We start from the raw sequence: 26,880 nt of genomic DNA on the forward strand, positions 1-26,880 counted from the left end.
GCGGTTCAGTGGTGCCCAGGGGCGGAATCGAACCACCGACACGCGGATTTTCAGTCCGCTGCTCTACCAACTGAGCTACCTGGGCCCCCTGCCCGTTTCGCGCGAAGCGCGTCAGGCATGGAGCGCGGCTTATAGCGAGGCGCGCGGGGCTTGTCCATAATCGGGGCGGGCGGCGGCGCGATCCGGGCATGCGAGCCGGCGCCGGCGCGTGTTATGGAGACTGCGACTCGAGGGTCAAAACTCAATTATCGCGCGGGCTGCGATGGAGGCGAAAATGACCGGCTGGCAGGAGGAAAGCGAAGCGCGTGGCGGGGCCTACGGTCGAGCTTTCCGACGAACCGGCCGATCATTTTCGCCCCGCCCGGCAGGGCGCTCCCGCTTTCGCGCCGAATGCGGCGCGAAAGCGGGGCGTCGCGGCCGCGGAATAATCGCATTTTGACCCTAGCGCGCCCGCGCATTCCTGAACCCATGCGATGACCGAAAGCCAGCGCATCCTCATCGCCGACGATCATCCGCTGTTCCGGCTGGCGCTGAGCGAGGCGGTGCGCGCGGCCGCGCCGGGCTGCGACATATTGCAGGCGAGCACGCTCGACGAGGCGGTCGCGATCATTGAATCGCGCGGCGGGGTCGAGCTCGTGCTGCTCGACCTTCTGATGCCCGGCGCGAACGGCTTTTCCGGCCTCATCTACTTGCGCGTTCAGCGCCCGGAGACGCCCGTGGCCATCGTCTCCGGCGTCGACGAGCCGCGCGTCGTGCGCAAGGCCCTCGCCTTCGGCGCTTCGGGCTACATCCCGAAATCGCTCGCCCCGGCGCGCATCAGCGAGGCGATCGCCGCCATTCTCGCCGGCGCGTGCTGGGCGCCGGACAACGCCGGCGCCGAGGGCGGCGAGGAGTCATCGGAGACCGATTTCGGCCGCCGGCTGGCGGGGCTGTCCGCTCAGCAGTTCAACGTGCTGCGCCTCATCGCCGAGGGCAAGCTCAACAAGGAAATCGCGCATGAGCTCAACCTCTCTATCTCCACGGTAAAGGCGCACACGACTGCGCTTCTCAAGAAGCTCGGCCTGCAGCGGCGCACCCAGATCCTCGCCGCGATGCAGACACTCGATCTTGCCGAGCATCGGCGCGGCGACGGTTTTTGACGATTTTTTTGATTCTCACTCGGCGGGCTCGCGCAACGCCCGCGAGGCGACCATGCCGGCGATGAGCGCGCGCAGCGCCGCCGGACGCGCCGGCTTGGCCAGAAAGCGACAGCCCGCCGCCTCCGCGCGCCGTTTCACCATGTCCGTGCTGTCCGCGGAAATGACGATGCAGGGCGCATCCTCGCCGAAGCGCGCGCGCAGCAGCGCCAGCGCGTCGAAACCGGTCTCCTCCCCGTCGAGATGATAGTCGATGAGAAGAATATCGGGCGGTCTGCCGAGCCGATCGGCCGCAACGATCCCCTCCGCGCCCGAACGCGCGGCCGCGACCTCGCAACCCCAGCCCGACAGAAGCTGGCGCATTCCTTCGAGGATGGCGGAGTCATTGTCGACGCACAGCGCGGCGAGGCCGGCGAGCGGGCCGGCTGCTGCGCCGGCCGGCCGGGGCGCGGCCTGCGCCTTCTCCCGCCCGCAGAGCGGGACAGTCACGGAAAACACCGAGCCCCTGCCCGGCGCGGAGCGCACTCCGACGGGATGATCGAGCAGCCGCGCGATGCGGTCGACGATGGCGAGGCCGATGCCCAGCCCCCGCTCGCCGCCCCCCGCCGCCGAGGGGATGCGGCGGAACTCCTGAAAGATCTCGTTGAGGTGCTCGGCCGCGATGCCCGGTCCGGTGTCCCACACCTCGATGCGAACGCGATCGCCGGCGCGGCGCACGCCGATCGCCACCCGCCCTCTCGCCGTGTAGCGAATCGCATTGGCGAGCAGGTTCTGCACGATGCGGCGCAGATAACGCGGATCGCTCCGTACCAGGAGCGATGTGTCATGGGCGCGCAGCGCGAGCCCCTTTTTCTGGGCCACCGGCGCGAATTCGGCCGCTAGATCGCGCAGCAGCCGACCGAGCGAGACTGTCTGAACCGCGGGCTCGAGCCCGCCCGCGTCGAGCCGCGACAGGTCGAGCACCTCGCTCAACAGGTCCTGCACGGCGTTGAGCGCGCTGTCGAGATTGGCGATCGTCGGGTCGAGCGCGCGGTCGCGGTTCTGCTGGGCCAGCGCGCCGGCGAACAGCCGCGCGGCGTTGAGCGGCTGCAGGACATCGTGGCTGACGGCGGCGAAGAACTTGGTCTTCGAGCGATTGGCGCGTTCGGCCTCGGCCTTGGCCTGGACGAGCGCCTCGTTGAGGCGGGTGAGCGCTTCAGTGCGCTCGGCGACGCGGCGCTCCAGCGTTTCGTTGAGGTCGCGCAGCGCGTTCTCCGCCGACACGAAATCCGTCACGTCCGTGTAGCTGGTCACGAATCCGCCGCCCGGCATGGGGTTGCCGCGAATCTCGATCACGGTCCCGTCGCGGCGGGCGCGCTGGAAGGAGTACGGCGTCGCGGCCCGCAGATGCCGCAGCCGTTTTTCAATCTCCCCATCCGGATCGGTCTCGCCGAACTCGCCGCGCGCGGCGTTATAGGCGAGCAGGTCGCGCACATGCCGGCCTTCGTAGAGAAAGTCTTCCGGATAGCTGAACAGCCTCTCATAGGCCGAGTTCCAGGCGACCAGGCGCAGATTCTTGTCTACCACCGAAATGCCGACGCTGAGATTGTCCAGCGAGGCCTGCAGAAGGTCGCGGTTGAAGCGGAAAACCCGCGCGGTCTCGTTGGCGATCGTGACGACGTCGCGCACATCCATCGCCCGACCGCCCGCCGCGGTCTGGAGCACCACTCGCGCCGAGGCCGCGCCGATCGCGCCGGCGAGCAGGCGCTCCGCGAACTGATAGGTTTCATGATCGGCGGGTGCGTCGGGCGCAGGCGTCTTCTCGGCGGCGCGAAAATAGCGCTCGAAGGCTTCCGCCGCGGCGGCATGACCGATGAATCGCCCGACGGCGGCGATCAGCCGGCCGTTGCTGACCGCAGGCGGCGACGGCGCGCCGGCGTAATCGCTCTCGAGGCTGACGAAAGCTCCGGCGATGCGGGCCAGCGCCGCGTCCTGACGCGCCGAGAGCGAGCCTGCGACATAGGCCGTCGCATTGAACAGGAGCGACCAGAACAGCCCGTGCGCGATGGGATCCCATCCCTCGAGGCCGAAGAGCGCCGTAGGCCTCAGCCACCCGATTCCCCACGGGCCGTCGACGACAAGGCGGGGATCGCCTGCGCCCGCCGCGACGAGCGTCGGCGCGAGCAGCGTATAGGCCCAGACGGCGGCGCCGAAAACGAGCCCAGCCGCCGCGCCGCGCGGATGCCCGCCCTTCCAGTAGAGCCCCCCGATGATCGCCGGCGCGAACTGCGCGGCGAGCGCCATCGACATGAGGCCGATGGATGCGAGCTGATCGGCCCCGCCGAGAAAACGGTAATAGCCGTAAGCGAGCGCGAGGAGAAAAACGATCGACAGGCGACGGATCGTCAGCACGCGCGCGGAAAGATCCGCCCCGCTGCCGGTCAGGGTCTTGCTGCGAATGGCGAAGGGCGTGACGAGGTCGTTGCCGACCATCACCCCGAGCGCGACGGTCGCGACGATCACCATGCTCGTCGCCGCCGACAGCCCGCCGAGATAGGCGAAGACGGCGAGACCGTATTCGCCGGCCGAGAGCGGCAGGACCAGCAGATGATAACCCGAAGCCGCAGCCTCCCCGCCCGCAAGCAGGGCCGCAGCCGCGATCGGCCAGACGAACGCGCCCATTGCAATGAGATAGAGCACGTACCATTTCTGCGCGGCGCGCAAGTCCTCCGTAGACGTGTTTTCAACTACAAGCACGTGAAAGAGCCGCGGAAGGCAGATGATGCTGGTCACGCCGAGCACGATGGAGGCGAGAAAGGCGTGCCGGCCCGTCGGGCTTGCGCTTTCGAATACGCCTTCTTCCACCGCCTTGCGGACGAGATCGCCGACGCCGTCATGCAGGCTGAACAGCGCGAACGCGCCGACCGCCGCGAAGGCGGCGAGCTTGAAGACCGCCTCGAAGGCGATGGCGAGCATCAGGCCGCGATTGTGCTCCGTCGACAGCGAGCGCCGCGCGCCGAAGAGAATCGAAAAGAGCGCCAGAACGCCCGCCACGATCAGCGCCGTATCAGGAAGGCCGGGGCTTCCTTCCGCCGCGCCCGACAGAAGATTGAGGCTTTCCGTCACCGCCTTGAGCTGCAGCGCGATATAAGGCGTCACGCAGATGACCGCGAGAAAGGTCGCGAGAAAGGCGAGCCGGCGCGACTTGCCGTACCGGGCGGAGATGAAGTCGGCGACCGAAACGATGTTCTGGCGTTTCGAGACGACGATCAGCTTGTGCAGGAAGCCCAGAAGAAAAATGAACAGAATGATCGTGCCCACATAAGTGGGCGGAAAAATCCAGCCCGTGGCGGCGGTCTGTTGCGTCGTGCCGTAGAGCGACCATGAAGTGCAGTAGACCGTCAGCGCGAGGCTGTAGACGATGGGCTGGCGCAGCGGCGCGCCCAGCCGATCCGCGCGCTTGTCCCCGTAATAGGCGATCAGGAACAACAGCCACAGATAGGCGACGGAAAGCCCGATCAGCATCCAGCTGCCGGTCAACGCCATAACGACTCTTTCGGCGCGGATGCGCCGGCCCTATCGGGGAACGGCGATCGCGCCCTCCTCTTTTTCTATCGCGTCGCCGTCGGGCTCCGCCCGAATGGCGCCGAGATGCTCTGCGCCGAGCGGCCCCGGCCCGCGCGAAGTCTGGCGCACGACCTGGCTGGGCGGCAGCTTCGCGCCGGCGCGCAGGTGATCGAGCATCAGATCGACGCTTTTCTCGAGATAATACTGCATCGGCGCGAAGCGCGCCGCCATCTCCGGCGCCGTCAGGAAGGCGTCGAAATGCTGGCCGCGCTCGATCTCGTAATAGCGCAGCGCCGCATTGCTGCGCGCGGCGGCGACATAGGCCCGCGAGGCGTGATCGACCGGGATGAGCGCGTCCGCGCGTCCGTGGAGGATGATGGTCGGGACGGCGCGCAGATCGGCCGTGTTGAGGACTTCGTTCACGCCCTCCCGCACCCGGCTTTCGGACTCCGTCCATAACCGGCGAAAGCACATCGCCGCATCGAAAGCCGCGGCCGGACCGTCCCTGTAGAGAATTTCAACCCCGGCGCCGGGGGGAACGCCGCCGCTCCGGGCGGCGAGCGCCTGCTTTTCCTCCTGCGTCGGCGCGCGCTGCGTCCCGTCAGCGTCGGCGAAAGCGTAATAGGCGCCGCACAGGGCGTCGCCGGCGCCGTAGCGGCCATAGGCGTTGGCGTAGGCGACCGTCACCGCCGGCCAGATCCTGACGGCCACGGAATAATGAAAGAGCGGGTCCGTGTCCGGCGCGAAGCCGTAGGCGCGCAGGGCCGCCAGCGCGCGCTCGGCTTGGCGCTCGACCGTCGCGCCCTCGACGAGGCCGGCCTCGGCCAGCTTCGCGCACCAGCCGGCGAAAGCAGGCGCCGCCGAAGCGGAGAACGTCGCGCCCGGCTCGTCCGCGAGCGACGGCGCAAGCGCCGCGCAGGGCGCGAGCAGATTGGCGAAAGAAGCGTAGTCGTAAAGCGGCCGGCCCGCGCCTTCGATCTCGGCGCCGTCGACGACGACCCGGCCCGGCGATGCGGGGGCGACACTCGGCTCGGAGACGACCACGCCGTCGAGAAGGCCCGTCTCGTCGGCCTCGGCCGCCATCAGCGCCGCGCGCCCGCCGTTGGAAATGCTGACGGCGAGGACGCGCGTATTCTCGCGCGTCATCTTCCTGTCGGCGAAATGGCGGTCGAGAACGGCGAGGCCGTATTCGGCGGCCGCCAGCGTCGCGCGCCCCCAGAAGCGCTCGACATTCTCGCCCGAATGGGCGTGCTTGACCGCGATCGCCCCGGATCCGAGCGCCGCGGCGGCTTCCCGCCTTTCCGACTCGTCGAGCGCATAGAGCATTTCGGCCGGGTCGTCCGTAAGCGCCAGATCGACGTCATAGCCCTCGCCGGTCTCAAGATGGACGTAGCCTGTTCCCGTCGTCTTGTCGGTCAGCGCGACGGCGCAGCCGCGCGCCAACCCGATCGCCCCGCCCGTGCCGATCGCGCCGTAAAGCCCGCGCGAGCCAGAAGACGGGGCGACGATGAGACACGGATCATCCGCATCGAAATCATCCGGAATCAGCACCGCGACCGCGAAAGAGGTCTTCATGCCGTCGACGCGCAGGAGCGCGCGATATTCCGTCCCGGCGACCTTGAGCCTGTCCTTCGCCGGCCCGTAAAGGCGGGTGAAGCCGCCCGCTTCGGTCACGTCGATGATGGCGCGGAAGTTGTAGTGGATCGCCTTCGAGCGCAGGGAAGCGTCCGCCGGCGGCGCGGCCGCGTTCAGTCCTTCAAGACCCAGCCCGCCGGTGAGTAGATCGTCCGCGACGCCGTCGAAATAGGCGGGCGGGCGCTCCAGCGCGACCGAGCCCAAGGATAGCGCCGGCGCGGTCGCCATCTCAGGCGCCTCGCCGGCGCAGGCCGCCATGAGCGACGCGCCCAATGCGCCGAACACCTCCCGCATCAGTCGATGGTTCCGCATGTCCCTTCATCCCTAGAAGATTATGAATATCGCAATCGCCATGACCAGCCCGATAAGGGGCGTGATCACCGTCAGCGCCCAGACCGCGCCATAGGCCGCCTTGTGCGTCTCGCCGCAGATCGCCCGGATCGTCGTCACCACATAACCGTTATGCGGCAGCGAATCGAGCGCGCCCGAAGAGATCGCGACGACGCGATGGAGCTCGTTCGGATTGACTCCGGCGTCGAGATAATGCGGCGCGATGAGCGGCAGCGCGATGGTCTGCCCGCCCGAAGCCGAGCCCGTGAGCCCGGCGATCACCGTCACCGCGATCGCCGCGCCGATCAGCGGATCGCCCGGCAGGCTCTGCACGAAGACAAGCGCCTCCTGAAACGCGGGCGAGAGCTTGGCGATGGCGCCGAAGCCGACGACGGCGCAGGTGTTGGTGATCGCCACGACCGCGCCCGTCGCGCCGGTCGAGAACGCCGCAGGAATCTGTGCGAATTGCTTCAGGCCGATCAGCGCCGCGACGAAGGCGCCGGCGCCAAGCGCGCCGATGAGCGCGTATTTGCCGAGCGAGGCTTCCGGCATCGCGAACCCCAGAAAGTCCGGCGCGTATTCCGGATACTGAAGCAGGAGAAAGACGCCGAGCACCGCGACGAGCGGCGCGAGACTCACCAGCGGATTGGGCAGATCGCGCACGTCGCGCGGCGGGCGGTCGTTCGCCCGCGGCTCGAAGCGCTCGCCCTTCGCCGTCGCGCGGCGGATCATTCGCGACAGCCAGACGAAGCCGAACGCCGCCATGAAGATCGCGACGACGAGGCTCGTCTCCCAGGCGGCGTAGGCGGTGGTTCCCAGATATTGCATGGGAATGAGATTTTGAATCTCCGGGGAGCCGGCCGAGGTCATGGTGAAGGTCACCGAGCCGAAAGCGAGCGCGCCGGGAATGAACCGCCGCGGCAGATCGGCCTCGCGAAACAGGCTCACCGCCATGGGGTATACGGAAAAAGCCACGATGAAGACGCTCACGCCGCCATAGGTCAGCACCGCGCAGGCCGCCACCACAGCCGCCGCCGCGCGCCGGATTCCGAACGTCTTGACCACCCAGCGCGCCACGCTGTCGGCGGCGCCGGATACGGCCATCACCTCGCCGAAGATCGCGCCGAGCAGGAACATGAAGAACCAGTCGGCGAAAAAGCCGGTGAAGCCGGCCATGTAGGACGTGACGAAATCCGGCGCGCCCTCGCCCGCCAGCGGCGGCATCCAGGCGACCCCGCTGGTGGCCGCCACGATCGCGGCGCATAAAGGCGCGGCGATGAGGATGTTGACCCCCCGGATGGTCAGAAAAATGAGAAGGGCGAGCCCCCCGACAAGACCGATCGCGCTAATCATCCCGTCCCTTTCGAAGGCCCCTTCTGACGCCAGGGCTCTTTTTCCGCCGCGACGGGCTCAATACTGGGCCGATCGCCTCTCGCCGCAACTAAGACCAAGGTCCTAGCATGGCTCGACGGCGAGCGGTGCTAGCGTGTTCGTGAAGAGGGGCGTTCCGCCGAGGGCGAGACCCCTTGCGCATGTGCAACTGGAGGGGAAACGACCATGTCATCTGCAAGATCCGTCATCCGCAGCCTGCTGCTGTCGGCGTCCTCGCTAAGCGCGGCGGCGATCGCGTTGCCGGCCGCGCCGGCGTTCGCGCAGAACGAAGACGCCGCAAGGGGCGATGAAATCATCGTCTCCGCCCGCCGGCGCGACGAATCGCTGAAGGACGTGCCGCTCGCCGTCACAGCCGTCAGCGGCGAGCAGCTCGAGCAGGTCGGAGCGCAGGACATCACCTATCTGACCCAGTCGATCCCCAACACGACCCTCAAGGTCTCGCGCGGCACCAACTCGACCCTGACCGCGTTCATCCGCGGCGTCGGCCAGCAGGATCCGGTCGCCGGCTTCGAGGCGGGCGTCGGCATCTATGTCGACGACGTCTATCTCAACAGGCCGCAAAGCGCCGTGCTCGACATTTACGACGTGGAGCGCGTCGAGGTGCTGCGCGGCCCGCAAGGCACGCTTTACGGGCGCAACACGATCGGCGGCGCGCTGAAATATGTGACGCGCCGGCTCGGCGACGAGCCTTTGTTCAAGCTGCGCGCGTCAGGCGGCACGTTCGGACAGTTCGACATCATCGGCACGGTCGAGCTGCCGATCACCCAGACCTTCGCCGTTGGCGGCTCGGTCGCCTATCTCTCCCGCAACGGCTATGGAGAAAATCTGACCACCGGCAAGGAGAACTACGACAAGGACATCCTCGCCTTCCGCGCCAGCGCCGAATATGAGAACGGCCCGGTCTCTATCCGCCTCAGCGGCGACTATCTCGACGACGATTCCAATCCAAAAGGCGGCCACCGGCTCATCCCCGGCCTTCTGACCGGCGCGCCGGTGCTCGACGACGTTTTCGATTCCCGCGGCGGCATCGAAGGCGAGAACGAAGCCGAAGCCTACGGCCTCGCGGCGCATGTCGAGATCGAGCTCAACGACCAGTGGACGCTCAAGAACATCGCCGCCTGGCGCAAGGACGACAATGTCCAGCAGATCGACTTCGACGCCCTGCCGGCGGCAGATGTCGATGTGCCCGTCATCTATGAGAACGAGCAGTTCACCGAGGAGCTTCAGCTTCTTTATGAGGGCGACGCGGTGAGCGGTGTCGCGGGCTTTTACTATATCGACGCCAACGCCTTCGACCATTTCGACGTCGTTCTCGACGTCGTCGGCACGGCGATCTTGCTGCCCGGCCTCAACGCCAACACCCAGGGCGATATCGACACCAAGTCATGGTCCTTCTTCGCGGATCTGACCTTCGACCTCGAACAGGCGATCGGTCTGCCCGGCGTCGAGCTTGCGGTGGGCGGGCGCTACACCAGCGACAAGCGCTCCGCGCGGGTGCTGCGCCGGACCTTCATCGGCGGCAACACCGAAGAATTCGGCGGCAGTCCGACCCTCATCGCCACCACGTCTGACTTCGACGGATCGGAGAAGTTCACCGACTTCAGCCCGCGCGTGTCGCTCGCATGGAGCCCGAACAACGATCACAACTTCTATGTGTCTTACTCGCAGGGCTTCAAGGGCGGCAGCTTCGACCCGCGCGGCCAGACCTCGCAGGTCTTCGCCAACAATCTCGACGTGGACGGCGACGGCGACGTCGATGACGACGACGTGTTCGAGTTCATGCTGTTCGAGCCCGAAACCGTCGATTCCTACGAGATCGGCTGGAAGGCGGCTCTGTGGGGCGGGCGCGCGACCTCGAACCTCGCCGTGTTCTACGCCGATTACACAGACGTTCAGATCCCCGGCTCGCAGGGCGGGACCGATCCGACGACGGGCGCGCCGACCTTCCTGGGCGTGACCACCAACGCCGGCGGCGCGGAGTTCTTTGGCGTCGAATGGGAGGGGACGGCCCTTCTCGGCCAGGACATCTTCGGCGCGGGCGACTCCTTCTCCGTCGCCTGGGGCGGGGGCTGGATCGACGCCGAATACACCGAGTTCGTCACCGGCACGCCGCCGACGGACATTTCCGACCTGCGCGTCATTCAGAACACGCCGGAATTTTCAGGCGCGCTGACCACGACCTACACGCATCCGCTCGGCCTGATGGGCCGCGGCGGCGAGATCGCTTTCATCACCCAGACGTCCTACAAGTCGCGCACGCATCAGTTCGAAGTGCCCAACGCCTTCCTCGATCAGGGCGGCTACGGCCTCGTGGATGCGAGCCTCGTGTGGACGTCCGACGACGGAAAGCTGCAGATCGGCGTGCACGGCAAGAACCTGCTCGACCGCGAATATCGCATCGCGGGCTATAACTTTCTGGCCCAGAACCTCGACGGGAGCTTCGTGACTCCCTTGACGCCGACGCTCGGTCTCGAAGGCGTTCAAACCGCCTTCTACGGGCCGCCGCGCACGGTGACCGGCACGATCCAGGTGCAGTTCTGATTTTCAAAAGAGCCTGTTTCTCCCTCAGGCTTCTTATCCGGCCCCTTCGGGGGCCGGATTTTTTGCGGCGGCCCGCGCGGCTTTTTCCTCCCGCGTCAGGCGGCGCAGGAAGAACAGGGCCGCGAGAATCCCCGCCATCGGGGCAAGGGAGAGATAAAACGCCGCCTCCCCGCCGAACGCCGCGAAGGTCCGCCCGGTGATGAAAGAGCCGGTTGTGCCGCCGAGCGCCGAGAAGACGACGATGAGCCCCGCCATGCCGGCGTGGCGCTCGCGCGGCAGCGCCGAGAGGATCACCGAATTGATCGCCGGATAGATGGGGGCCATGAACAGCCCCACCAGCGGCAGGATGAACGCCGCCAGCGGCGCCGTCATCCAGGTGAGCTCCGCCGCGGGCTGAAGATCGCGCGTCAGCGGCAGGGTCAGGAGGATCAGCGCGCCCATCGCGACGACGCAGATGTTGAGAAGCGGATACCAGTCGATCCGGCGCAGCACGAAGCCGGCGCTGAGGCGGCCCGCGGCGAGCGCCGCGGCGAAGATGCTCGTCGCCTGCACGCTCATGGAATGGGGCAGATGCAGCACCTCGTTGTTGAAGGTCGGAAGCCATGTGCCGATGCCCTGCTCGATGAGCACGTAAAGAAACGCCGAAATCACGAAGACGAGCACCGCCGGCTTCCACAACAGGGCGAGCATGGCGGCGAAATCGCCGAGAAGCCCGCCCGTCTCGCGCGAGACCGGCGCAGGGGGGAACTTCACGGCGACCAGCAAAACGACGTTCGCGACCGCGACCGCGGCGAGCAGCCAGTAAACGTCGAGCCAGCTTAGCGAGCCGGGGTCGGCAGGATCGATGAAAGCGGCGAATACCCAGTAACCGGCCAGGACCCCGACCATGAAGAACCCCTCGAGGAGATTGAGAAAGCTCGCATGTTCGTTGCTGTCGCGGGTGATGAGCCCGATGGTCGAATAGACGGAGACCTTCACCAGCGCGAAGGAGGCGCCGACCGTGAAGAACAGGAACTTCGTCATGGCGAAGCTCGGCATGAGCGGCATCAGCGCGCAGGCCGCGCCCACGGCCGCAAAACCGATGACCATCGCCCGCCGGTAGCCGAGCCTGGGCAGAAACGAGGCCACCAGAAAGGAGACCAGGGCGATCGGCAGGTCTTTAAAACCCTCGAGAACGCTTGCAGCCTCTTTCGACGCGCCGAAGGAGGCGATCGACTGCAGGATGACCGTCCCGACGCTGTTCAGCAGCACCGCGAACAGGAAATAGGCCGAAAAGAGCGCGATGCGCACCGCAAGGACATTCATGGCGCCGCCGTTCCTCCCTTGTCGTCTCGTTGCGGCGCCGTCGACGCGCCGGGCCGTTGATCGGCCGGCAGTATCGTCGAAGCCGAGGCGCATGGCAATCGATTGCGCAAACCCCCGAGCGCGTATAAGGTTTCCCCGCCGGCCCTCTCGCGGCGCGGCGCAGGACGGGCGCGGAAAGGAAGGGAAGGAAGGTCATGGCCGAATGGTGGCGGGGCGGGGTCGTTTATCAGATCTACCCGCGCAGCTTCTGCGATTCCAACGATGACGGCGTCGGCGATCTCAGGGGCGCGGCCTCAAGGCTCGACTATCTGAAGCGGCTCGGCGTGGACGGCGCGTGGCTGTCGCCCTTCTTCCGCTCGCCGATGAAGGACTTCGGCTACGACGTTTCCGATTACCGCGACGTCGATCCGATCTTCGGTTCGCTCGAAGATTTCGACGCCCTTCTCGACCGCGCCCATCGCCTCGGCCTGAAGATCGTCATCGACCAAGTCTATTCCCACACCTCCGACCAACATCCCTGGTTCAGGGAAAGCCGGTCCTCGCGCGACAATCCGAAGGCGGACTGGTATGTCTGGGCGGACGCAAAACCGGACGGGACGCCGCCCAACAACTGGATATCGCTGTTCGGCGGCCAGGCCTGGTCCTGGGACACGCGCCGGCGGCAATATTACATGCACAACTTTCTGGCCGAGCAACCGGATCTGAACTTTCACAATCCGCAAGTGCGCGAGGCGATCCTCGACGTCGCCCGCTTCTGGCTCGACCGCGGCGTCGACGGATTCCGCCTCGACGTCGCGAATTTCTACTATTGCGACCGTCAGCTTCGAGACAATCCGCCAAAACGGCCTGAAGGCGGTTTCGCCCGTCCCTATCAGCACCAGCGCCACCTTTACGACCGTTCGCAGCCCGAAAACGTCGCCTTCATGGAGACGTTCCGCAAGCTCGTCGATCAGTATCCGGACCGCATGACCGTCGCGGAGATCGGCAGCGACTCATACATCGCGCGCAGCATCGAATATACCGAGCCCGGCCGGCTGCACACCGCCTACAATTTCATGCTGCTGGAGAACGGGCCGCTGACGGCGAAGCTCGTGCGCGACGCCCTTGAAAGCTGGACGAGCGAGACGGCCTGGCCGAGCTGGTCGTTCTCCAATCACGACGTGGTGCGCGCGCGCACCCGCTGGGGCGGCGAGGAAGCGAGCGACGCCTTCGCGCAGATGCTGATGGGCCTCCTCCTGTGCTTGCGCGGCACGATTTTCCTCTATCAGGGCGACGAGCTCGGTCTTCCGCAGGCGGACGTTCCGTTCGATAGGCTGAAGGACCCCGAAGGCATCCGCTTCTGGCCGGACAGTCTCGGCCGCGACGGCTGCCGCACGCCCATCCCGTGGCGCGCGGGCGAGCCGAACGCCGGCTTCTCGACGGTCGAGCCGTGGCTTCCCGTCGATCCCCGTCACGAGGCGCTTGCTGCGGACCGGCAGGAAAAGGATCCCGAATCCACGTTAAACAGGACGCGGGGCTTCATCGCCTTCCGCCGGGCCCATCGGGCGCTGCGCCTCGGCGCGATCGACTTTCTCGACGCGCCGGAGCCCGCGCTCGCCTTCCGCCGCGCTTACGAAAAAGAAAGCCTCCTATGCGTCTTCAATCTCGGCGGCGAGGAAGCCGCGCTTGAGACGCCGCGCGGCGGACGCGCGCTCGATTACGGCCTGCCCGGCCGGCTTGACGGCCGGCGCGCCGTTCTGCCCCCTTACGGCGGCCTCGTCATCGCGGAGGAGGACTGACCAGCGTGCCCCAGCCTGACGACAGCGAGGACAAACCCGTCCGCGCCCGAACCATGGCCGAGATCGCCGCGCTGGCCGGCGTCGCCGAATCGACCGTCTCCCGCGCGCTCGCCGGCAGCGAACGCGTTTCCGAAGAGACTCGCGAGCGCATCCGAAAGCTGGTGCAGGAAAGCGGCTATCGCATCAACAGCCGCGCGCGCAGCCTGCGCACGCGCCGCTCGCGCACCATCGAGGTGGTGATCGGCATATCCGAAACGAACCGGCAGCATTTCTCCGACCCGTTCTTCAGCCAGATCGTCGCCGCCATCGCTGACGCCCTCGCCGAAAACGATTACGACCTTCTGTTGTCGCGGGCCCGCCCCTGGGACGATGTCGAAGGCGCCGACGCTATCGCCTCGAACCGCGCTGACGGCGTCATCATCATCGGCCAGGGGCGGGAGCCGGAAAAGCTTGCGGAATACGCGGCCAGCCGGCGCAACGTCGTCGTGTGGGGTGCGGACATTCCGGACAGGTCCTATCCCGTCGTGGGCAGCGACAATCTGCTCGGCGGACGTCTGGTGGCGCGCCGCCTGCTGGCGCAGGGCCGCCGGCGGCTGGTCTTTCTCGGCGACATCCGGCATGTCGAGATCGGCCTGCGCCATCGCGGCTGCATGGAGGAGATGACCTCCGCCGGCGCGGCGCCCGACCAGACCCTCACCCTTTCCATGCCCTTCGACAGCGAGTCGGCCTATGGCGCGACGCGCGAGCTGTTCCGCGGCGGGATTTGGCACGACGCCGTCTTCGCGGCGAGCGACGTGCTCGCCGTCGCGGCGATGCAGGCGCTTTCCGATCTCGGCGTCCGCGTGCCGGAGGACGTGTCTGTGATCGGCTATGACGACATCGCGCTCGCCGCTTACGTCTCGCCGGCGCTCACCACGATCCGCCAGGACACCGTCGCGGGCGGCCGGGCCCTCGTCGAGAATCTGCTGACCCTACTCGACGGCGGCGAGGCGCGCGACGCCATCCTGCCGACCGAGCTGATCGTGCGGCGCTCCTGCGGCGGAAGCTGACGCCGGACGCACAAATCTTGCGCATTCTTGCGCAAAAATCGTTGCAACGGCGCATCACCTTCCGGATTTGATCGTAGATTTTTCGCGATCCTTTTGAGCAATCGATTGCGCAATCCGGCGGCGCGTAGCATCCTTGGCGAAGGATTAACCGGCCGGCGGCGGCGCCTGCGTCACCGCTAAGAACATCACCCGCGCCGGCACAGGAGGAGGAAACCATGAAGACTCGCGTTCCCGCACGCATCCCCCATTCGTCCTTCCGCGGGGGTCTCGCCTGCGCGGCCAGCGCCGCAGCGCTGCTCGCCGCCGGCGCGCCCGCCTTCGCGCAGGACGCCGCATCGGAAAGCGCCCCGCGCGCGGCGACGGAGAGCTATGACGAGATCATCGTAGTCGGCACGCCCGGCGGCGCCGGCGTGCGCCGGCAGCAGGCGAGCTTCGCCATCACCACGATCCAGCCGGACGACATCACCAAGTTCTCGCCGAAGAGCACGGCGGACCTGCTTAAATCCATCCCCGGCGTCTGGGTCGAAAGCTCGGGCGGCGTGGCCGGCGCCAATATCGACGTGCGCGGCCTGCCGGGCGGAGGCGACGCGCCCTTCGTGCTGCTCGCCATCAACGGCTCGCCGCTTTACGGCACGGAGATGCTCTCTTTCTTCGAGCAGAGCTCCATCTTCCGCATCGACGAGACCATCGCCAGCGTCGAGGGCCTGCGCGGCGGCCCGAACTCCGTCTTCGGCAAGGGCGAGCCGGGCCTTACGGTCAACTTCAACCTCAAGGAAGGCGGCGAGGAGACCGAGGGCCGGGTGAAATACACCACCAGCGATTACGGCCTGCAGCGCTTCGACGCGGTGCTGAGCGGCAAGCTCGCCGACGACCTCTACTATATGGTCGGCGGCTATTTCCGCCGCTCCGACGGCATCCGCGACACCCAGTTCACCTCGGAGGAAGGCCAGCAGTTCACGGTCAACCTCACCAAGCTGTTCGACAACGGCAAGGTCAACCTGTTCGCGCGCTGGACGGACGATCACGGCCAGTGGGTGCTGCCCTTCGCGCTCAACACCGGCAACGATCTCGGCGAATTCGCCCAGCTCGGCAACGCCACCCGTTTCCGCGAGATTCAGATCAATCCCGCCGGCGACACCGAGGTTTTCGACTTCGCCGACGGGCGCGGCTGGGACGGCATCGTCACCGGCGGCAGCGTCGAGTTCGATCTCGGCGCCGGCTTCACCTTGCGCGACCGCTTCACCTTCATGACCGGCGACGCCGACACTTTCGGCTTCGTGCCGGCGGGCTCGGCGGTGACCGCAGGCGACGTCGGCGCCGTCATCGGCGGGCCGGTTAACACTGTCAGCGGGCGGACGCTCGATCCTTCGGAGTTCGTACAGACCTACGGCCACTGGGTCGTGATGAAGGACCTCGATGCGGTCATCAACGACCTCAGCATCAATAAGGTCGTCGCCAATCACGACATCACCGTCGGATTCTACCAGTCGAACTGGTCGTCGGACGACACCTGGTATCTCGGCAATCCGCTGCCGGTTCATAACGTCGCCAACGGCGAGCCTCTCGATCCCTCGATCACGCCGGCTGATATCGCGGCGGCGGGCGGGAACGCCGGCTTTTCCTTCGGCCTCGAATCGGCGGGCGACGCCCATGCGCGCGCGCTTTACATAGCGGACTCCTGGCAGGTCTTCGACCGTTTCCGCCTCGACGTCGGCGCCCGGCGCGAATGGCTGGAGCTCGACTACGTGCTCGACACCGGACCGGGCTTCGCGGACGGGACGACCGACCTGACGGAAGATCTCAATGGCAAGGAATGGGCCTACACTTTCGCGGGCAACTATGACGTAACCAACGACATCGGCGTCTTCGCCCGCTACACCAAGGGCTTCCTGTTCCCGCATTTTGACGAGATCCGGGAAGGCCGCAATCAGGTCGACAACGTCAAGCAGGTCGAGGCCGGACTGAAATACGCCGGCGACTGGCTGACCCTCTACGCCACCTTCTACAGAAACACCAACGACGCCTTCAGCTCCACAGTCGGCGGCGTGGTGCCGGCGGCGGCCTTCAAAACGCGCGCGATCGGCGTCGAGTTCGACGGCACGGTGCATTACGGACCGTTCTCGACGAGCTTCATCGCCACCATTCAGGATGCGGAGATCACGGAGTCCGACACCGCCTCCGACGTCGGCAACCGCGTGTTGCGCCAGCCGCGCTGGCAGGCGCGCATCTCGCCGGCCTACACGCTGGAGATGGCGGATTTCGACGCGACGCTCTACGGCGCCGTTTCGCTGGTCGGCGAGCGCTTCGGCGACAACGCCAACACGGTGGAGCTGCCCTCTTACGAGAAGGTCGATCTCGGCCTTCTGGTCAACCACAAGTCGGGCATCTTCGTGCAGATCCACGCCGATAACCTCAACGACTCGCACGGCATCACCGAGGGCGACCCGCGTAATCCGGCCGCGCCCAACGGCCGGCCGATCTTCGGGCGCTCCGTGCTGTTCAGCGTCGGCTACGACTTCTGAGGCCGGCGGCGCGCTCGCCCGCACCCCTCCCGCGGGCGAGCGCAAGCATTTTGCTCATGTTGCATCGAGGCCGCCGGACTCCGCCGCCGGCAGGCTCGTCGCATTGTCATGAAGCGGTCTGCAGCGCGCCGCTGGGCGAAGTTTGGACAGAAGAGCGAGCGCCATGCGCATCTATGCAGTTCATGCCGAAAAAGGACGAATGCGATCGACATTTACGCATCAATCTTTCCCCGTAAGGATCATTCACGCGACGCTCGCCGTCGTCGTCATGGCCGGCGCCATCGCCTGCGGGCCGACGGGGCAAGCGGGAGACGCAAATCTCGAGTCCGTCGCGGCGGACGACGTCCTCGCCTTTTCCATCGAAGAAGGGCGCATGCTGAACGAATTCTATCGCGCGGGACCTGTCGCGGCGCATCTCGCGCTGACATCGGGACGCGCGCCGCGCCTTGTCGTCGCCTTCCCGGCAGGCAATAGCGGCGCGGGCCTGTGGTTCGAGGAAAGCGACGCCGAGGCGACATGGCGCGTCGTCTCTCTTCTGCGCGGCGCGGCGCAGACGGACGATCACGGCCAAACGCTCTACGGCATAGAGGCGGAGGCGACGCTGACGGGACCGGCCCTGACCGTGAAGCGCGCGCTTGTCGGCAATGTGCGCAGCCTGCGCAATTACGCCGACAGGGGCGAGATCGCGCAGGGCGTGGAGGTCGCGCCGGAACTGAGCGCGCGGCGCGTTACATGGCGGCGCACGCGGCTCGACGACGCGCCGGGTTATCATCTCTCGGTCGAAGCGCTCGAAGGGACGATTAGGCGGACCGACGGCCGGATCCGGCTCATTCCATCCGGAGACGGACGGCTTCGCCTGCGCATCGTCGCCTTGACCGGCGAGACGCCGCTGACGCCGATCCCGACCGATCGGCTCCTGAAGACTGAGTCCTCCGACGCCCGTTCGTTACAGGTCCTCGCCTTTCTCAGCTACCGCGAGAAGCTGCTCGCCGGCTCCTGGCGATTCCTCACCTATTTCGGCCGCGACACCCTTCTGTCGCTGAAGATGCTCGCGCCGGCCGCAGCGCCCCAACTCATGGAGGCCGGCCTTTCCGCCGTTCTCGAACGATTGAACGCGCATGGCGAGGTCGCGCATGAGGAAGACGTCGCCGAATATGCGATCCTTCGCCGGCGCGCGGCGGGCGAGCCGCCTTCACCCGAGCCGATCTTCGATTACGCGATGATCGACGACGACTTCCTGCTCGCGCCCGTCGCGGCGGACTACCTGCTCCAGCGGCCGGCGCAAAGCGCCCGCGCTTTCCTCGAACGCCGCACGACCGGGGGCGAGTCCTACGGCGCGGCGCTCTTGCGTAATTTGACATTCGTCGTCGAGGCGGCGCGCCCCTTCGCCGCCGTCCCCGAGCGCGCCAATCTCATCCATCTGAAGCCCGGACGATACGCCGGCGACTGGCGCGACAGTAAGGAAGGCCTCGGCGGCGGCCGCGCGCCCTACGGCGTCAATGCGGTTCTCGTTCCCGCGGCGCTGGAAGCGGCGGCGCGGCTTCATGCGAGCGGACTGCTCGCCGCTTATCTGGACGAAGCGGCCGGAACCGCGCTCGCCGAAGCCGGCGCGATGGCGGCGGTCTGGTCCGATCATGCGGCGGGCTTTTTCCGCGTGCGCATCGATAACGCCGCAGCGCGCGAGCAGGTCGCCGCCTATGCGGCCGCCGTCAGCGCGCCGGAAGAGCCGGCGCTCGCCGCGCTCGGCGCGGATGACGTCGTCTTCAACGCGCTCGCCCTCGACGGCGACGGCGCGCCCATACCCGTTCTCCACTCCGACGAGAGCTTCCTCCTCGCTTTCCGCGAACCGTCGCCCGAAGCGCTGACGCGCGCGCTCGAAGCGATCATGCGGCCTTTTCCGGCGGGCCTGATGACTCCGGCGGGCCTTCTCGTCGCCAACGCGGCCTATGCGCCGGCGGCGATGCAGAGAGACTTTTCAAACGCCCATTATCACGGCGCGGTCGTGTGGTCGTGGCAGCAGGCGCTTCTGGCCGCCGGACTCGACCGCCAGCTCCGCCGCAAGGATTTGGACGAAGGCCTGCGCGCGAAGCTGGAGGCGGCGCGACGCGCGCTATGGGCCGCGATCAAGGCCGGCGAAACGGTCAAAACCTCCGAACTGTGGTCCTGGTCGGTTCGCGACGGGGCGTTCGTCATCGAGCCTTTCGGCCAGCGCGAAGGCGACGCGACTGAATCGAACGCCGCGCAGCTCTGGAGCGCGGTCTATCTCGGCGTGCGCCGGCCTGTTTCGGAATGACGCCGCGCGCGCCGCGTCGCGCGCTTCATCATTCTGTCATGGGAAGGCGCCACCGATGGCCGCGCCGTCTGCGGCCGCGCTTGTCCCGTCGTCCCGATTTCGGCGAAGATGCCGGCCGCAGCGATGTTTCAGAAAGGGCGCGCGCATGATTAAGGCTTTGTTTCGTTTTCGCTTCCGTCCCGCCCTTGCGGCCGTTCTCGCCGGTTCGACCGCGCTCGCCGCCTGCGCGCATATCGGAGGCGACGCGCCTGACGCCGCCGGCGCCCAGACAGGCGGCCGTGCGACGAACGTCATTCTCTTTGTCGGCGACGGCATGGGCGTGAGTACGGTCACGGCGATCCGCATCCTCGAAGGCCAGATGCGCGGCGAGCCGGGCGAGGAAAACATGCTGTCATGGGAGACTTTTCCCCATGTCGCCCTGTCGAAGACCTACAACGTCAACCAGCAGGTGCCGGACTCCGCCGGCACGGCGACGGCCATGCTTTCGGGCGTGAAGACCAAGGCGGGCTTCATCGGGGTCGGCCCGGCGCCGGCGCGCGGCGATTGCGCGGGCGCGCTGCGCGCCTTGCTGCCGACGCTGATGGAGCAGGCGGAAGCGGCCGGGCTCGCCGCCGGCGTGGTGACGACGACCCGCCTGACCCATGCGACGCCGGCCGCGGCCTTCGCTCATGTTCCCGAGCGCGACTGGGAATCCGACGCCGACATGCCGCAAGACGCCCTCGCCGCCGGCTGCAGGGACATCGCCCGCCAGCTCATCGAATTTCCGTATGGGGACGGAATAGATGTCGCGCTCGGCGGCGGGCGCGCCAATTTCATGCCCGAAAGCGCCGCCGATCCCGAATATCCGGACCGGACCGGCAAGCGCCGCGACGGCCGCGATCTCGTCGCCGCCTGGCTCGACCGGCCCGGCGCGCGCTATGTCTGGAACAAGGCGCAGTTCGACGCGCTTGATCCGGTCGAAGCAGGTCCGGTGCTCGGCCTGTTCGAGCCGAGCCACATGCAGTACGAGCTCGATCGCGCCGAAGACGCCGCCGGCGAGCCCTCCCTTGCTGAAATGACGGCCAAGGCGATCGAACTGCTCCGGCGCAAGCCGGGCGGCTTCGCGCTGCTCGTCGAGGGCGGGCGCATCGACCACGCCCACCATGCGGGCCGCGCCGCGCTCGCGCTTCATGACGGGGTCGCGATGGCGGAAGCGGTGAAGGTCGCCGACGCCATGACCGACGACGCCGACACGCTCATCATCGTCACCGCCGATCACAGCCATGTCCTCACCATCGCGGGCTACCCCACGCGCGGCAATCCGATTCTCGGCAAGGTCGTCGCCAACGACGCGCGCGGCGAGCCGCAGAATGAGCCCGCCCGCCTGCAGGACGGTCTGCCCTACACCACCCTTGGCTACCACAACGGGCCCGGCGCCGTCCGATCCCTTCCGCGCCCGGACATTTCCGACGTGGACACGCAGCACAAGGATTATCGCCAGCAGGCGCTGCTTCCCATCTACAGCGAGACCCATGCGGGCGAGGACGTGCCGGTCTACGCCAAGGGGCCGGGCGCCGAGCGCGTACGCGGCGTGATGGAGCAGAACGAGATCTACGACGCGCTCGCCGGCGCGCTTGGCCTTGGCGGCGAATAGCCTCGCCGCCTGTTTTCGGCTCGACGCCAGAATGCCATTTCGACGATGCGCCGCAACGTCGCGCCGCCGAAGCGCGCGCTTTCGCTCGCCGCGCGTCAGCCGGTGATCTCGTAGTCGGGATCGACGACGGCGAGCGCGGCTTCCTTCGGCTGAAAATCGCGGTCGAACAGCAAAGGGTGATTGGGGCGGCTTATGGGGAAATTGTTCAGCCAGCTGTCCGCGTCCGAAACGCCCCATACGGTGACCGACGTCACGCTCGGCCGCGCGACGGCGCCGTCGAGCACGGCGCGATAGATCTCCGCCTGCGCGCGCCGCACGTCCTGCGGCACGTCGGCGAAGTCGGCGCCGTAACCGGGAGCGCAGTTCGTCTGCGACGAGAAGCACTCGCCGGGATCGACATAGACGGAGACGTCAAGCTCCGTGATGTGATTCTCAAGCCCCGCGCCCAGCGAGTCGACGGCGTCGATCGCCGCCATCAGATCGGCCGGCGAAGAGCCGACGTTCAGATGCGCCTGATGGCCGACGCCGTCGATCGGCACGCCGCGATCGAGAAGATCGCGGACGATTTCAAGCAGTCGCTCGCGTTTTCCTGAAAGCTCCGTGTTATAATCATTGATAAAGAGGCTCGCGTCCGGGTCGGCCGCGCGCGCCGCGTTGAAGGCCCAGTCGATATAGTCCTTGCCGACGGCGGCGTGCCAGTTGGAATTGCGATAGGGCGCGGTCGGGTCGGCCGGATTATCCGTCGCCGCCTCGTTCACGACATCCCAGGCGTAAATACGGCCGCGATAGCGCGAGACAATGGCGTCGATGAAAGATTCGAGATTGAAGCGGATGACGTCGGGCGAGCCTTCGAGCATGTAGTCCGGCGTCGACTGATGCCATACCAATGCGTGGCCCCTGACGGCGATGCCGTTCGCCTCGGCGAAGTCCATAAGCCTGTCGGCGGCCGTGAAATCGTAGACGCCGGGGCTCTGGGTGATCTGGTCCGCCTTCATCTCGAATTCGGCCGTGATCGAACTGAATTGCGCGCGGATGATCGGCTCTTGCGGCGCGCCGATATTGGTATGCGCGCTCTGGATCGCCGCGCCGAACGGAAAGTTCGACGCATAGGCCTGTTTGAGGCTCTGCGGCAGAGTCACCCTCGGAGGGGGCGGCGGAGGCGGAGGCGGAGGCGGAGGGGGCGGCGGCGGACCGCCCGTCGGCGGCTGGACGCCGCCGGAAGAGCCTCCGCTCCCCCCGCAGGCCGCCAGCGGAAATGCGACCAGAAGCGACATCATTTTCAGGCGCTCGCGGGCGGTGATCCGGCGCATGGCGTTCCCCTACCCCTACCTTCTCCCCGGCTATTGATAACGCTAACATATTAAGACGAGAAAGAAAACCCGATCGTCTCCGCGTCGTCGGGATCACGTGCTCTTGATCGGACAGCCGACTCCTGGAGCAAGATGACCGCTTTCACCCCATCGTGGGAATAACGAATTCCGAGCCTTGGATGTCTTCGGGCCAGCGCTGGGTGACGGTCTTGATCTTCGTCCAGAAGCGCACGCCCTCCGGCCCGTGCTGGTTCGTGTCGCCGAAGGCCGAGCGCTTCCAGCCGCCGAAGGTGTGATAGGCGACCGGCACCGGGATCGGCACGTTGACCCCCACCATGCCGACATTCACCCGCCAGGCGAACTCGCGCGCCGCGTCGCCGTTGCGCGTGAAGATCGCCACGCCGTTCCCATACTGATGATCTGAAGGAAGGGCGAGCGCCTCCTCGAAATTCTTCGCGCGCACGACCTGCAGGACAGGGCCGAATATTTCGTCATTATACGACTTGTGGCCGGGCTTCGCATGGTCGAGCAGAGTCCCGCCCATGAAGAAGCCGTTTTCGTATCCCTGCAGCGCGAAGTTCCGCCCGTCGACGACGAGGCTTTGGCCTTCCTCGATCGCGAGGTCGATATATTTGCGCACCCGCTCGCGATGGGCCGCCGTCACCAGCGGGCCGAGATCGGAATCCTCCGAAAGCGACGGGCCGATGCGCAGGCTCTCCACCTTCGGCTTCAGCATCTCAACCAGCGTCTCGGCCGTCTTCTCGCCCACCGGAACCGCCACCGGCGTCGCCATGCAGCGCTCGCCCGCCGAGCCGTAAGCGGAGCCGACGAGCTGGTTGACCGCGTTCTCCATATCCGCGTCGGGCAGGATGACCATGTGGTTCTTCGCCCCGCCGAAGGCCTGGACCCGCTTTCCATGCCTGGCCCCGTTCGCGTAGATGTAATGGGCGATGTCCGACGAGCCGACGAAGGAGATCGCCTTCACCCGCGGGTCCTCGATCAGCGCGTCCACCGCCTCCTTGTCGCCGTTGACCACGTTGAGCAGGCCTTCCGGCGCGCCCGCCTCCAGCATCAGCTCGGCAAGCCGCAACGGCGCCGACGGGTCCTTCTCGGACGGCTTCAGCACGAAGGCGTTGCCGCAGGCGATCGCCACCCCGAACATCCACATCGGGATCATCGCCGGGAAATTGAACGGCGTGATCCCGGCGCACACCCCCAGCGGCTGGCGCATCGAATAGACGTCGATGCCGGGGCCGGCCCCTTCCGTGTAATCGCCCTTCTGCAGATGCGGGATCCCGCAGGCGAACTCGATCACCTCGAGCCCGCGCTGCACGTCCCCGCGCGCGTCCGGCAGGATCTTCCCATGTTCCAGCGAAATCAGCCGGGCGAGATTGTCCATGTCTTTCTCGACCAGCTCCTTGAAGCGGAACAGAAGCCGCGCCCGCCGCTGCGGATTGATCTCGCGCCAGCCCGCGAAGGTTCGCTCCGCCGCCGAAACCGCCGCCTCGACCTCCTTGCGGCTGGCGAGCGCCGCCCGCGCCTGAACCTCCCCCGTCGTCGGATTGAAAACATCCCCAAAACGGCCGGAGCCGCCTTCGACATGCGCGCCGTTGATGAAATGTCCGATTGACCGTGTCATGACGTTTCCTCGCCGTACAGGATTTGCAGGCGACCGTAGTCGCCTCGCGAGTTTCCGGCAAGTTGACGGGCGTTTCAGCCTGATCGTCTGAGATTCTGGCAAAAGATCGCGCGTCGCGCGCCTCGCCGAAGCGTTTCGTCCAACGCGCCGGCCTCGGCGCGCAGCGTCTAGTCGGCGAACCTGCCGCTCGCCGCGCCGGCGACATGGGTGATGGTGCGGCCGTTGTCGGCGAGCGGCGTCGTCACGCAGCGAAACAGAATGCGCCGGCCGTTGCAGAGCGTCAGCTCGTCCTCGCGGAAATGCGGCGCCTCGGCCGCCACGGCGGCGTGGATTTCCGCCGTCGCCTTGTCGAGCAGCGACAGCGCCCAGTCGGAATCGCCGGTGAGATAGACGTCCGACAGCTTGGCGAGCCGGGCGCCGAGATAGACGAAGTAGGGAAAGCCGGCGCTGCGCCGCAGATCCACGGCGAACACCCAGTCCCAATCCTCGCCCAGATCCATCGACCGCATCGCGCGCCAGCTTGGAAAGGCGCCGCGCGCGGCCCTGGTCCAGGCGTCGAGGAAACGGCGGGTGATCCGTCGGTCCGCGGGCGGGGTCACGGCGACGGCGTCGAAAAGAGAGGCGACTTCGCTGAGCATGTTTCCGAAATCAGGCTGCGCGAGAGGGTTGCAACGACGCCCATCCTACGCGCCGAACCTCACCCGCCGCTTTCCGCATGAACCGGAATTCATCTAAAAACGCCCGGCGCCGGTTAACCGGCGAATGAGATTCTGTACCCGTGACACCGCCTGCGAGCGCCCCTATAAGCAGCGCTTAATCCGACGCTCGCACGGTCGGCCGCGCCGAAGCGGCCAGGGCGCCATTTCGAGGGGTTCTCGCATGTCCGCCGTCTACATGATCGCAGCATTCATTCTCTTCCTGGCGGTTCTCAATCTCGTCGAAAAGGGCCGCATCGATTAGGCGCCTTCCATATAAGCCGCGGCTTCACGGTCGACGGACCGGTCAAGGCTGAGGGGGCTCATGGCGATACAAATCGCGTTCGTCGTGCTCGGGCTCGCCGTCCTGCTCATCGCGGGCGATCTCTTGGTGCGCGGGGCCGTCGGGCTCGCCAGCGCGCTCAAAATTCCGGCGCTGATCGTCAGTTTGACGGTGGTCGCCTTCGGCACCTCCGCGCCGGAGATGTTCGTCTCTGTCGAGGCCGTGCTATCGGGCAGCGCCGGCATCGCGCTCGGCAACATCGTCGGCTCGAATATCGCCAATATCCTGCTGGTGCTGGGCGTTCCGGCGCTGATCTATCCGATCTCGGCCCATGTGACCGGGCTGCGGCGGCACGGCGTGTTCATGCTGCTGGCGACAGCCGTCTTCTGCGCCTTCGCCTATCGGCAAGGCCAGCTGCAGCTGTCATCGGGGCTCATTCTGTTCGCCGGGATCATCCTTTACATCACCTATATGTGGATCCGGGCCGCGCGCGGCATGGCAGACGATCCGGTCATCGACGATCCGTCGGAATACGCCGAATCGGCGCGGCTCGGGCCCAAGATCCTGCTCTTCCTCGCAGCCGGCCTCATCGGCTTGCCGGCCGGAGCGCACCTGCTGGTGACCAACGCCGCCGAGCTCGCCGCCGTCCTCGGCGTGCGCGAAGCGGTGATCGGGCTTACGGTGGTCGCTTTCGGCACTTCCCTGCCTGAGCTGGCGACGGTGACGGCGGCGGCGTTTCACAAGAAATCCGACGTGGCGATGGGCGGCGTGGTCGGCTCCAACATATTCAACCTGCTCGCCGTGGGCGGCGTCGCGGGCATGGCGGGCGTGTCCAGATTCGACCCCGATTCCCTGGTCCTCGACATGCCGGTGATGATCGCAACGACGATCGCGATTTCGGTCTATATTTTCCTGCGGCGCGATATCGGCCGGGTTTCGGGCGCGCTGATGTTCCTGGCCTATGTCGCCTTCATCGCGGCGCTGGCGATCGACGCCGGATTGTGAGGATATGACGACATCCCCGGGCGGAAAGACGGAGCGCGGGGCGGCGCTGGTGACCGGCGCGGCCAAACGGCTCGGTCGCGCCATGGCGCTCGCTCTGGCCGAGGCGGGGTTCGACGTTGCGATTCACTACCGCCGTTCGGAAAAGGAAGCGCGCGCCGTCGCCGATCTTGTCGCCGCGACGGGCCGGCGCGCCGCGACGCTCTGCGCAGACCTTTCGAAAGAAGCCGAAACGGCCGGGCTGGTCGCCCGCGCCGGCGCGGCGCTGGGCCCCCTGCGGCTTCTCGTCAACTCCGCCTCGGTTTTCGAGCATGACGACATCGACACGATGACCCGCGCAAGCTGGGACGCGCATATCGAGACCAATCTGCGCGCGCCGCTGAAGCTTGCGCAGGATTTCGCCGCCCAGGCGCCGGCGGGCGGGGACAATCTCATCGTCAATCTCATCGACCAGCGGGTGCTGAAGCTTACCCCGCAGTTCCTGTCCTACACGACGGCGAAGGCGGCGCTTTTCGCCCTGACCAAGACTCTCGCCCAGGCGCTGGGGCCGCGCGGGATCAGGGTGAACGCCATCGGGCCCGGACCGACCCTGCGCAATCCCCGCCAGAGCGAGGCGGACTGGCGTCGCCAGAACGAGTCGACAATCCTCGGGCGCGGCGCGAGCCCCGAGGACGTCGTCGGCGCGCTCCTTTATCTCGTTGACGCCCCCGCCGTGACCGGTCAGATGATCGCGGTCGACGGCGGCCAGCATCTGGTCTGGCGCACGCCGGACGTTCTCGCAGGCGAGTAAG

The 26,880-nt window shown here is 66.9% G+C and carries 16 protein-coding genes and 1 tRNA gene; 9 read left to right on the plus strand and 8 right to left on the minus strand.

Annotated elements, in window-relative coordinates; genetic code table 11:
* Positions 1–9 precede the first annotated feature (9 nt).
* Positions 10–85 (minus strand) — tRNA-Phe (locus tag CHB64_RS07080).
* A 388-nt stretch (positions 86–473) separates the two neighbouring features.
* Here CHB64_RS07080 and CHB64_RS07085 point away from each other — a divergent pair.
* Entirely contained in the window at positions 474–1,139 is a 666-nt protein-coding gene (locus CHB64_RS07085) for a response regulator (RefSeq protein ID WP_089411884.1), read from the plus strand.
* Between the two features lie 15 nt (positions 1,140–1,154).
* Here CHB64_RS07085 and CHB64_RS07090 read toward each other — a convergent pair whose 3' ends face one another.
* The 3 genes from CHB64_RS07090 to CHB64_RS07100 are packed head-to-tail and all read right to left on the minus strand — an operon-like array spanning position 1,155 to position 8,000.
* On the minus strand, positions 1,155–4,661 hold the full coding sequence (locus CHB64_RS07090; protein WP_089411885.1) for a PAS domain-containing hybrid sensor histidine kinase/response regulator: 3,507 nt from the start codon (positions 4,659–4,661) through the stop codon (positions 1,155–1,157).
* Positions 4,662–4,691: 30 nt separating this feature from the next.
* Positions 4,692–6,629: a 3-hydroxybutyrate oligomer hydrolase family protein gene (locus CHB64_RS07095; protein ID WP_089411886.1), complete on the minus strand. Its 1,938-nt coding sequence runs from the start codon at positions 6,627–6,629 to the stop codon at positions 4,692–4,694.
* Positions 6,630–6,641: 12 nt separating this feature from the next.
* The gene (locus CHB64_RS07100) at positions 6,642–8,000 is read right to left on the minus strand and encodes a GntP family permease (RefSeq protein WP_089411887.1); all 1,359 of its coding nucleotides are present in this window, start codon (positions 7,998–8,000) and stop codon (positions 6,642–6,644) included.
* A 204-nt stretch (positions 8,001–8,204) separates the two neighbouring features.
* Here CHB64_RS07100 and CHB64_RS07105 point away from each other — a divergent pair, with 204 nt between their 5' ends.
* Positions 8,205–10,580: a TonB-dependent receptor gene (locus CHB64_RS07105; protein WP_089411888.1), complete on the plus strand. Its 2,376-nt coding sequence runs from the start codon at positions 8,205–8,207 to the stop codon at positions 10,578–10,580.
* A gap of 33 nt (positions 10,581–10,613) precedes the next feature.
* Here CHB64_RS07105 and CHB64_RS07110 read toward each other — a convergent pair whose 3' ends face one another.
* Positions 10,614–11,885 carry an MFS transporter gene (locus CHB64_RS07110; protein WP_089411889.1) on the minus strand — a complete coding sequence of 424 codons (1,272 nt, stop codon included), beginning with the start codon at positions 11,883–11,885 and terminating at the stop codon, positions 10,614–10,616.
* Between the two features lie 194 nt (positions 11,886–12,079).
* Between CHB64_RS07110 and CHB64_RS07115 the strand changes: the two genes are divergently transcribed.
* The 5 genes from CHB64_RS07115 to CHB64_RS07135 all read left to right on the plus strand — a co-directional run bounded on the left by CHB64_RS07115 (position 12,080) and on the right by CHB64_RS07135 (position 21,160).
* Positions 12,080–13,663 (plus strand): alpha-glucosidase, encoded by a 1,584-nt coding sequence (locus CHB64_RS07115; protein WP_089411890.1) that lies wholly within the window; start codon positions 12,080–12,082, stop codon positions 13,661–13,663.
* A 5-nt stretch (positions 13,664–13,668) separates the two neighbouring features.
* Positions 13,669–14,712, plus strand: a complete 1,044-nt coding sequence (locus CHB64_RS07120) for a LacI family DNA-binding transcriptional regulator (protein ID WP_143265957.1) — start codon at positions 13,669–13,671, stop codon at positions 14,710–14,712.
* Positions 14,713–14,927: 215 nt separating this feature from the next.
* Positions 14,928–17,234 carry a TonB-dependent receptor gene (locus CHB64_RS07125; protein ID WP_089411892.1) on the plus strand — a complete coding sequence of 769 codons (2,307 nt, stop codon included), beginning with the start codon at positions 14,928–14,930 and terminating at the stop codon, positions 17,232–17,234.
* Between the two features lie 199 nt (positions 17,235–17,433).
* The gene (locus tag CHB64_RS07130) at positions 17,434–19,527 is read left to right on the plus strand and encodes a hypothetical protein (protein ID WP_089412032.1); all 2,094 of its coding nucleotides are present in this window, start codon (positions 17,434–17,436) and stop codon (positions 19,525–19,527) included.
* A gap of 145 nt (positions 19,528–19,672) precedes the next feature.
* Positions 19,673–21,160, plus strand: coding sequence for an alkaline phosphatase (locus CHB64_RS07135; protein ID WP_089411893.1), 1,488 nt, complete (start codon positions 19,673–19,675; stop codon positions 21,158–21,160).
* 95 nt (positions 21,161–21,255) lie between these two features.
* Here the strand turns inward: CHB64_RS07135 and CHB64_RS07140 are convergent, their stop codons facing one another.
* The 3 genes from CHB64_RS07140 to CHB64_RS07150 form a co-directional block, all read right to left on the minus strand.
* The gene (locus tag CHB64_RS07140) at positions 21,256–22,299 is read right to left on the minus strand and encodes an endo-1,4-beta-xylanase (protein WP_200815264.1); all 1,044 of its coding nucleotides are present in this window, start codon (positions 22,297–22,299) and stop codon (positions 21,256–21,258) included.
* A 313-nt stretch (positions 22,300–22,612) separates the two neighbouring features.
* Positions 22,613–24,109, minus strand: coding sequence for a CoA-acylating methylmalonate-semialdehyde dehydrogenase (locus CHB64_RS07145; RefSeq protein WP_089411895.1), 1,497 nt, complete (start codon positions 24,107–24,109; stop codon positions 22,613–22,615).
* Between the two features lie 167 nt (positions 24,110–24,276).
* Positions 24,277–24,747, minus strand: coding sequence for a hypothetical protein (locus CHB64_RS07150; RefSeq protein WP_089411896.1), 471 nt, complete (start codon positions 24,745–24,747; stop codon positions 24,277–24,279).
* A gap of 382 nt (positions 24,748–25,129) precedes the next feature.
* Here CHB64_RS07150 and CHB64_RS07155 point away from each other — a divergent pair, with 382 nt between their 5' ends.
* Positions 25,130–26,092: a calcium/sodium antiporter gene (locus CHB64_RS07155; RefSeq protein ID WP_089411897.1), complete on the plus strand. Its 963-nt coding sequence runs from the start codon at positions 25,130–25,132 to the stop codon at positions 26,090–26,092.
* Between the two features lie 4 nt (positions 26,093–26,096).
* On the plus strand, positions 26,097–26,879 hold the full coding sequence (locus CHB64_RS07160) for an SDR family oxidoreductase (protein WP_089411898.1): 783 nt from the start codon (positions 26,097–26,099) through the stop codon (positions 26,877–26,879).
* The last annotated feature ends 1 nt before the right edge of the window (position 26,880 follow it).

Source organism: Amphiplicatus metriothermophilus, assembly GCF_900199215.1.
In the GTDB taxonomy this organism is placed as follows: domain Bacteria; phylum Pseudomonadota; class Alphaproteobacteria; order Caulobacterales; family Parvularculaceae; genus Amphiplicatus; species Amphiplicatus metriothermophilus.

Coding starts and splice junctions, on each gene's coding strand:
- CHB64_RS07100 (WP_089411887.1), bottom strand. CDS start 8,000: ATGATTAGCGCGATCGGTCTTGTCGGGGGGCTCGCCCTTCTCATTTTT.
- CHB64_RS07115 (WP_089411890.1), top strand. CDS start 12,080: ATGGCCGAATGGTGGCGGGGCGGGGTCGTTTATCAGATCTACCCGCGC.
- CHB64_RS07155 (WP_089411897.1), top strand. CDS start 25,130: ATGGCGATACAAATCGCGTTCGTCGTGCTCGGGCTCGCCGTCCTGCTC.
- CHB64_RS07130 (WP_089412032.1), top strand. CDS start 17,434: ATGCGATCGACATTTACGCATCAATCTTTCCCCGTAAGGATCATTCAC.
- CHB64_RS07160 (WP_089411898.1), top strand. CDS start 26,097: ATGACGACATCCCCGGGCGGAAAGACGGAGCGCGGGGCGGCGCTGGTG.
- CHB64_RS07105 (WP_089411888.1), top strand. CDS start 8,205: ATGTCATCTGCAAGATCCGTCATCCGCAGCCTGCTGCTGTCGGCGTCC.
- CHB64_RS07095 (WP_089411886.1), bottom strand. CDS start 6,629: ATGCGGAACCATCGACTGATGCGGGAGGTGTTCGGCGCATTGGGCGCG.
- CHB64_RS07085 (WP_089411884.1), top strand. CDS start 474: ATGACCGAAAGCCAGCGCATCCTCATCGCCGACGATCATCCGCTGTTC.
- CHB64_RS07145 (WP_089411895.1), bottom strand. CDS start 24,109: ATGACACGGTCAATCGGACATTTCATCAACGGCGCGCATGTCGAAGGC.
- CHB64_RS07135 (WP_089411893.1), top strand. CDS start 19,673: ATGATTAAGGCTTTGTTTCGTTTTCGCTTCCGTCCCGCCCTTGCGGCC.
- CHB64_RS07125 (WP_089411892.1), top strand. CDS start 14,928: ATGAAGACTCGCGTTCCCGCACGCATCCCCCATTCGTCCTTCCGCGGG.
- CHB64_RS07110 (WP_089411889.1), bottom strand. CDS start 11,885: ATGAATGTCCTTGCGGTGCGCATCGCGCTCTTTTCGGCCTATTTCCTG.
- CHB64_RS07090 (WP_089411885.1), bottom strand. CDS start 4,661: ATGGCGTTGACCGGCAGCTGGATGCTGATCGGGCTTTCCGTCGCCTAT.
- CHB64_RS07150 (WP_089411896.1), bottom strand. CDS start 24,747: ATGCTCAGCGAAGTCGCCTCTCTTTTCGACGCCGTCGCCGTGACCCCG.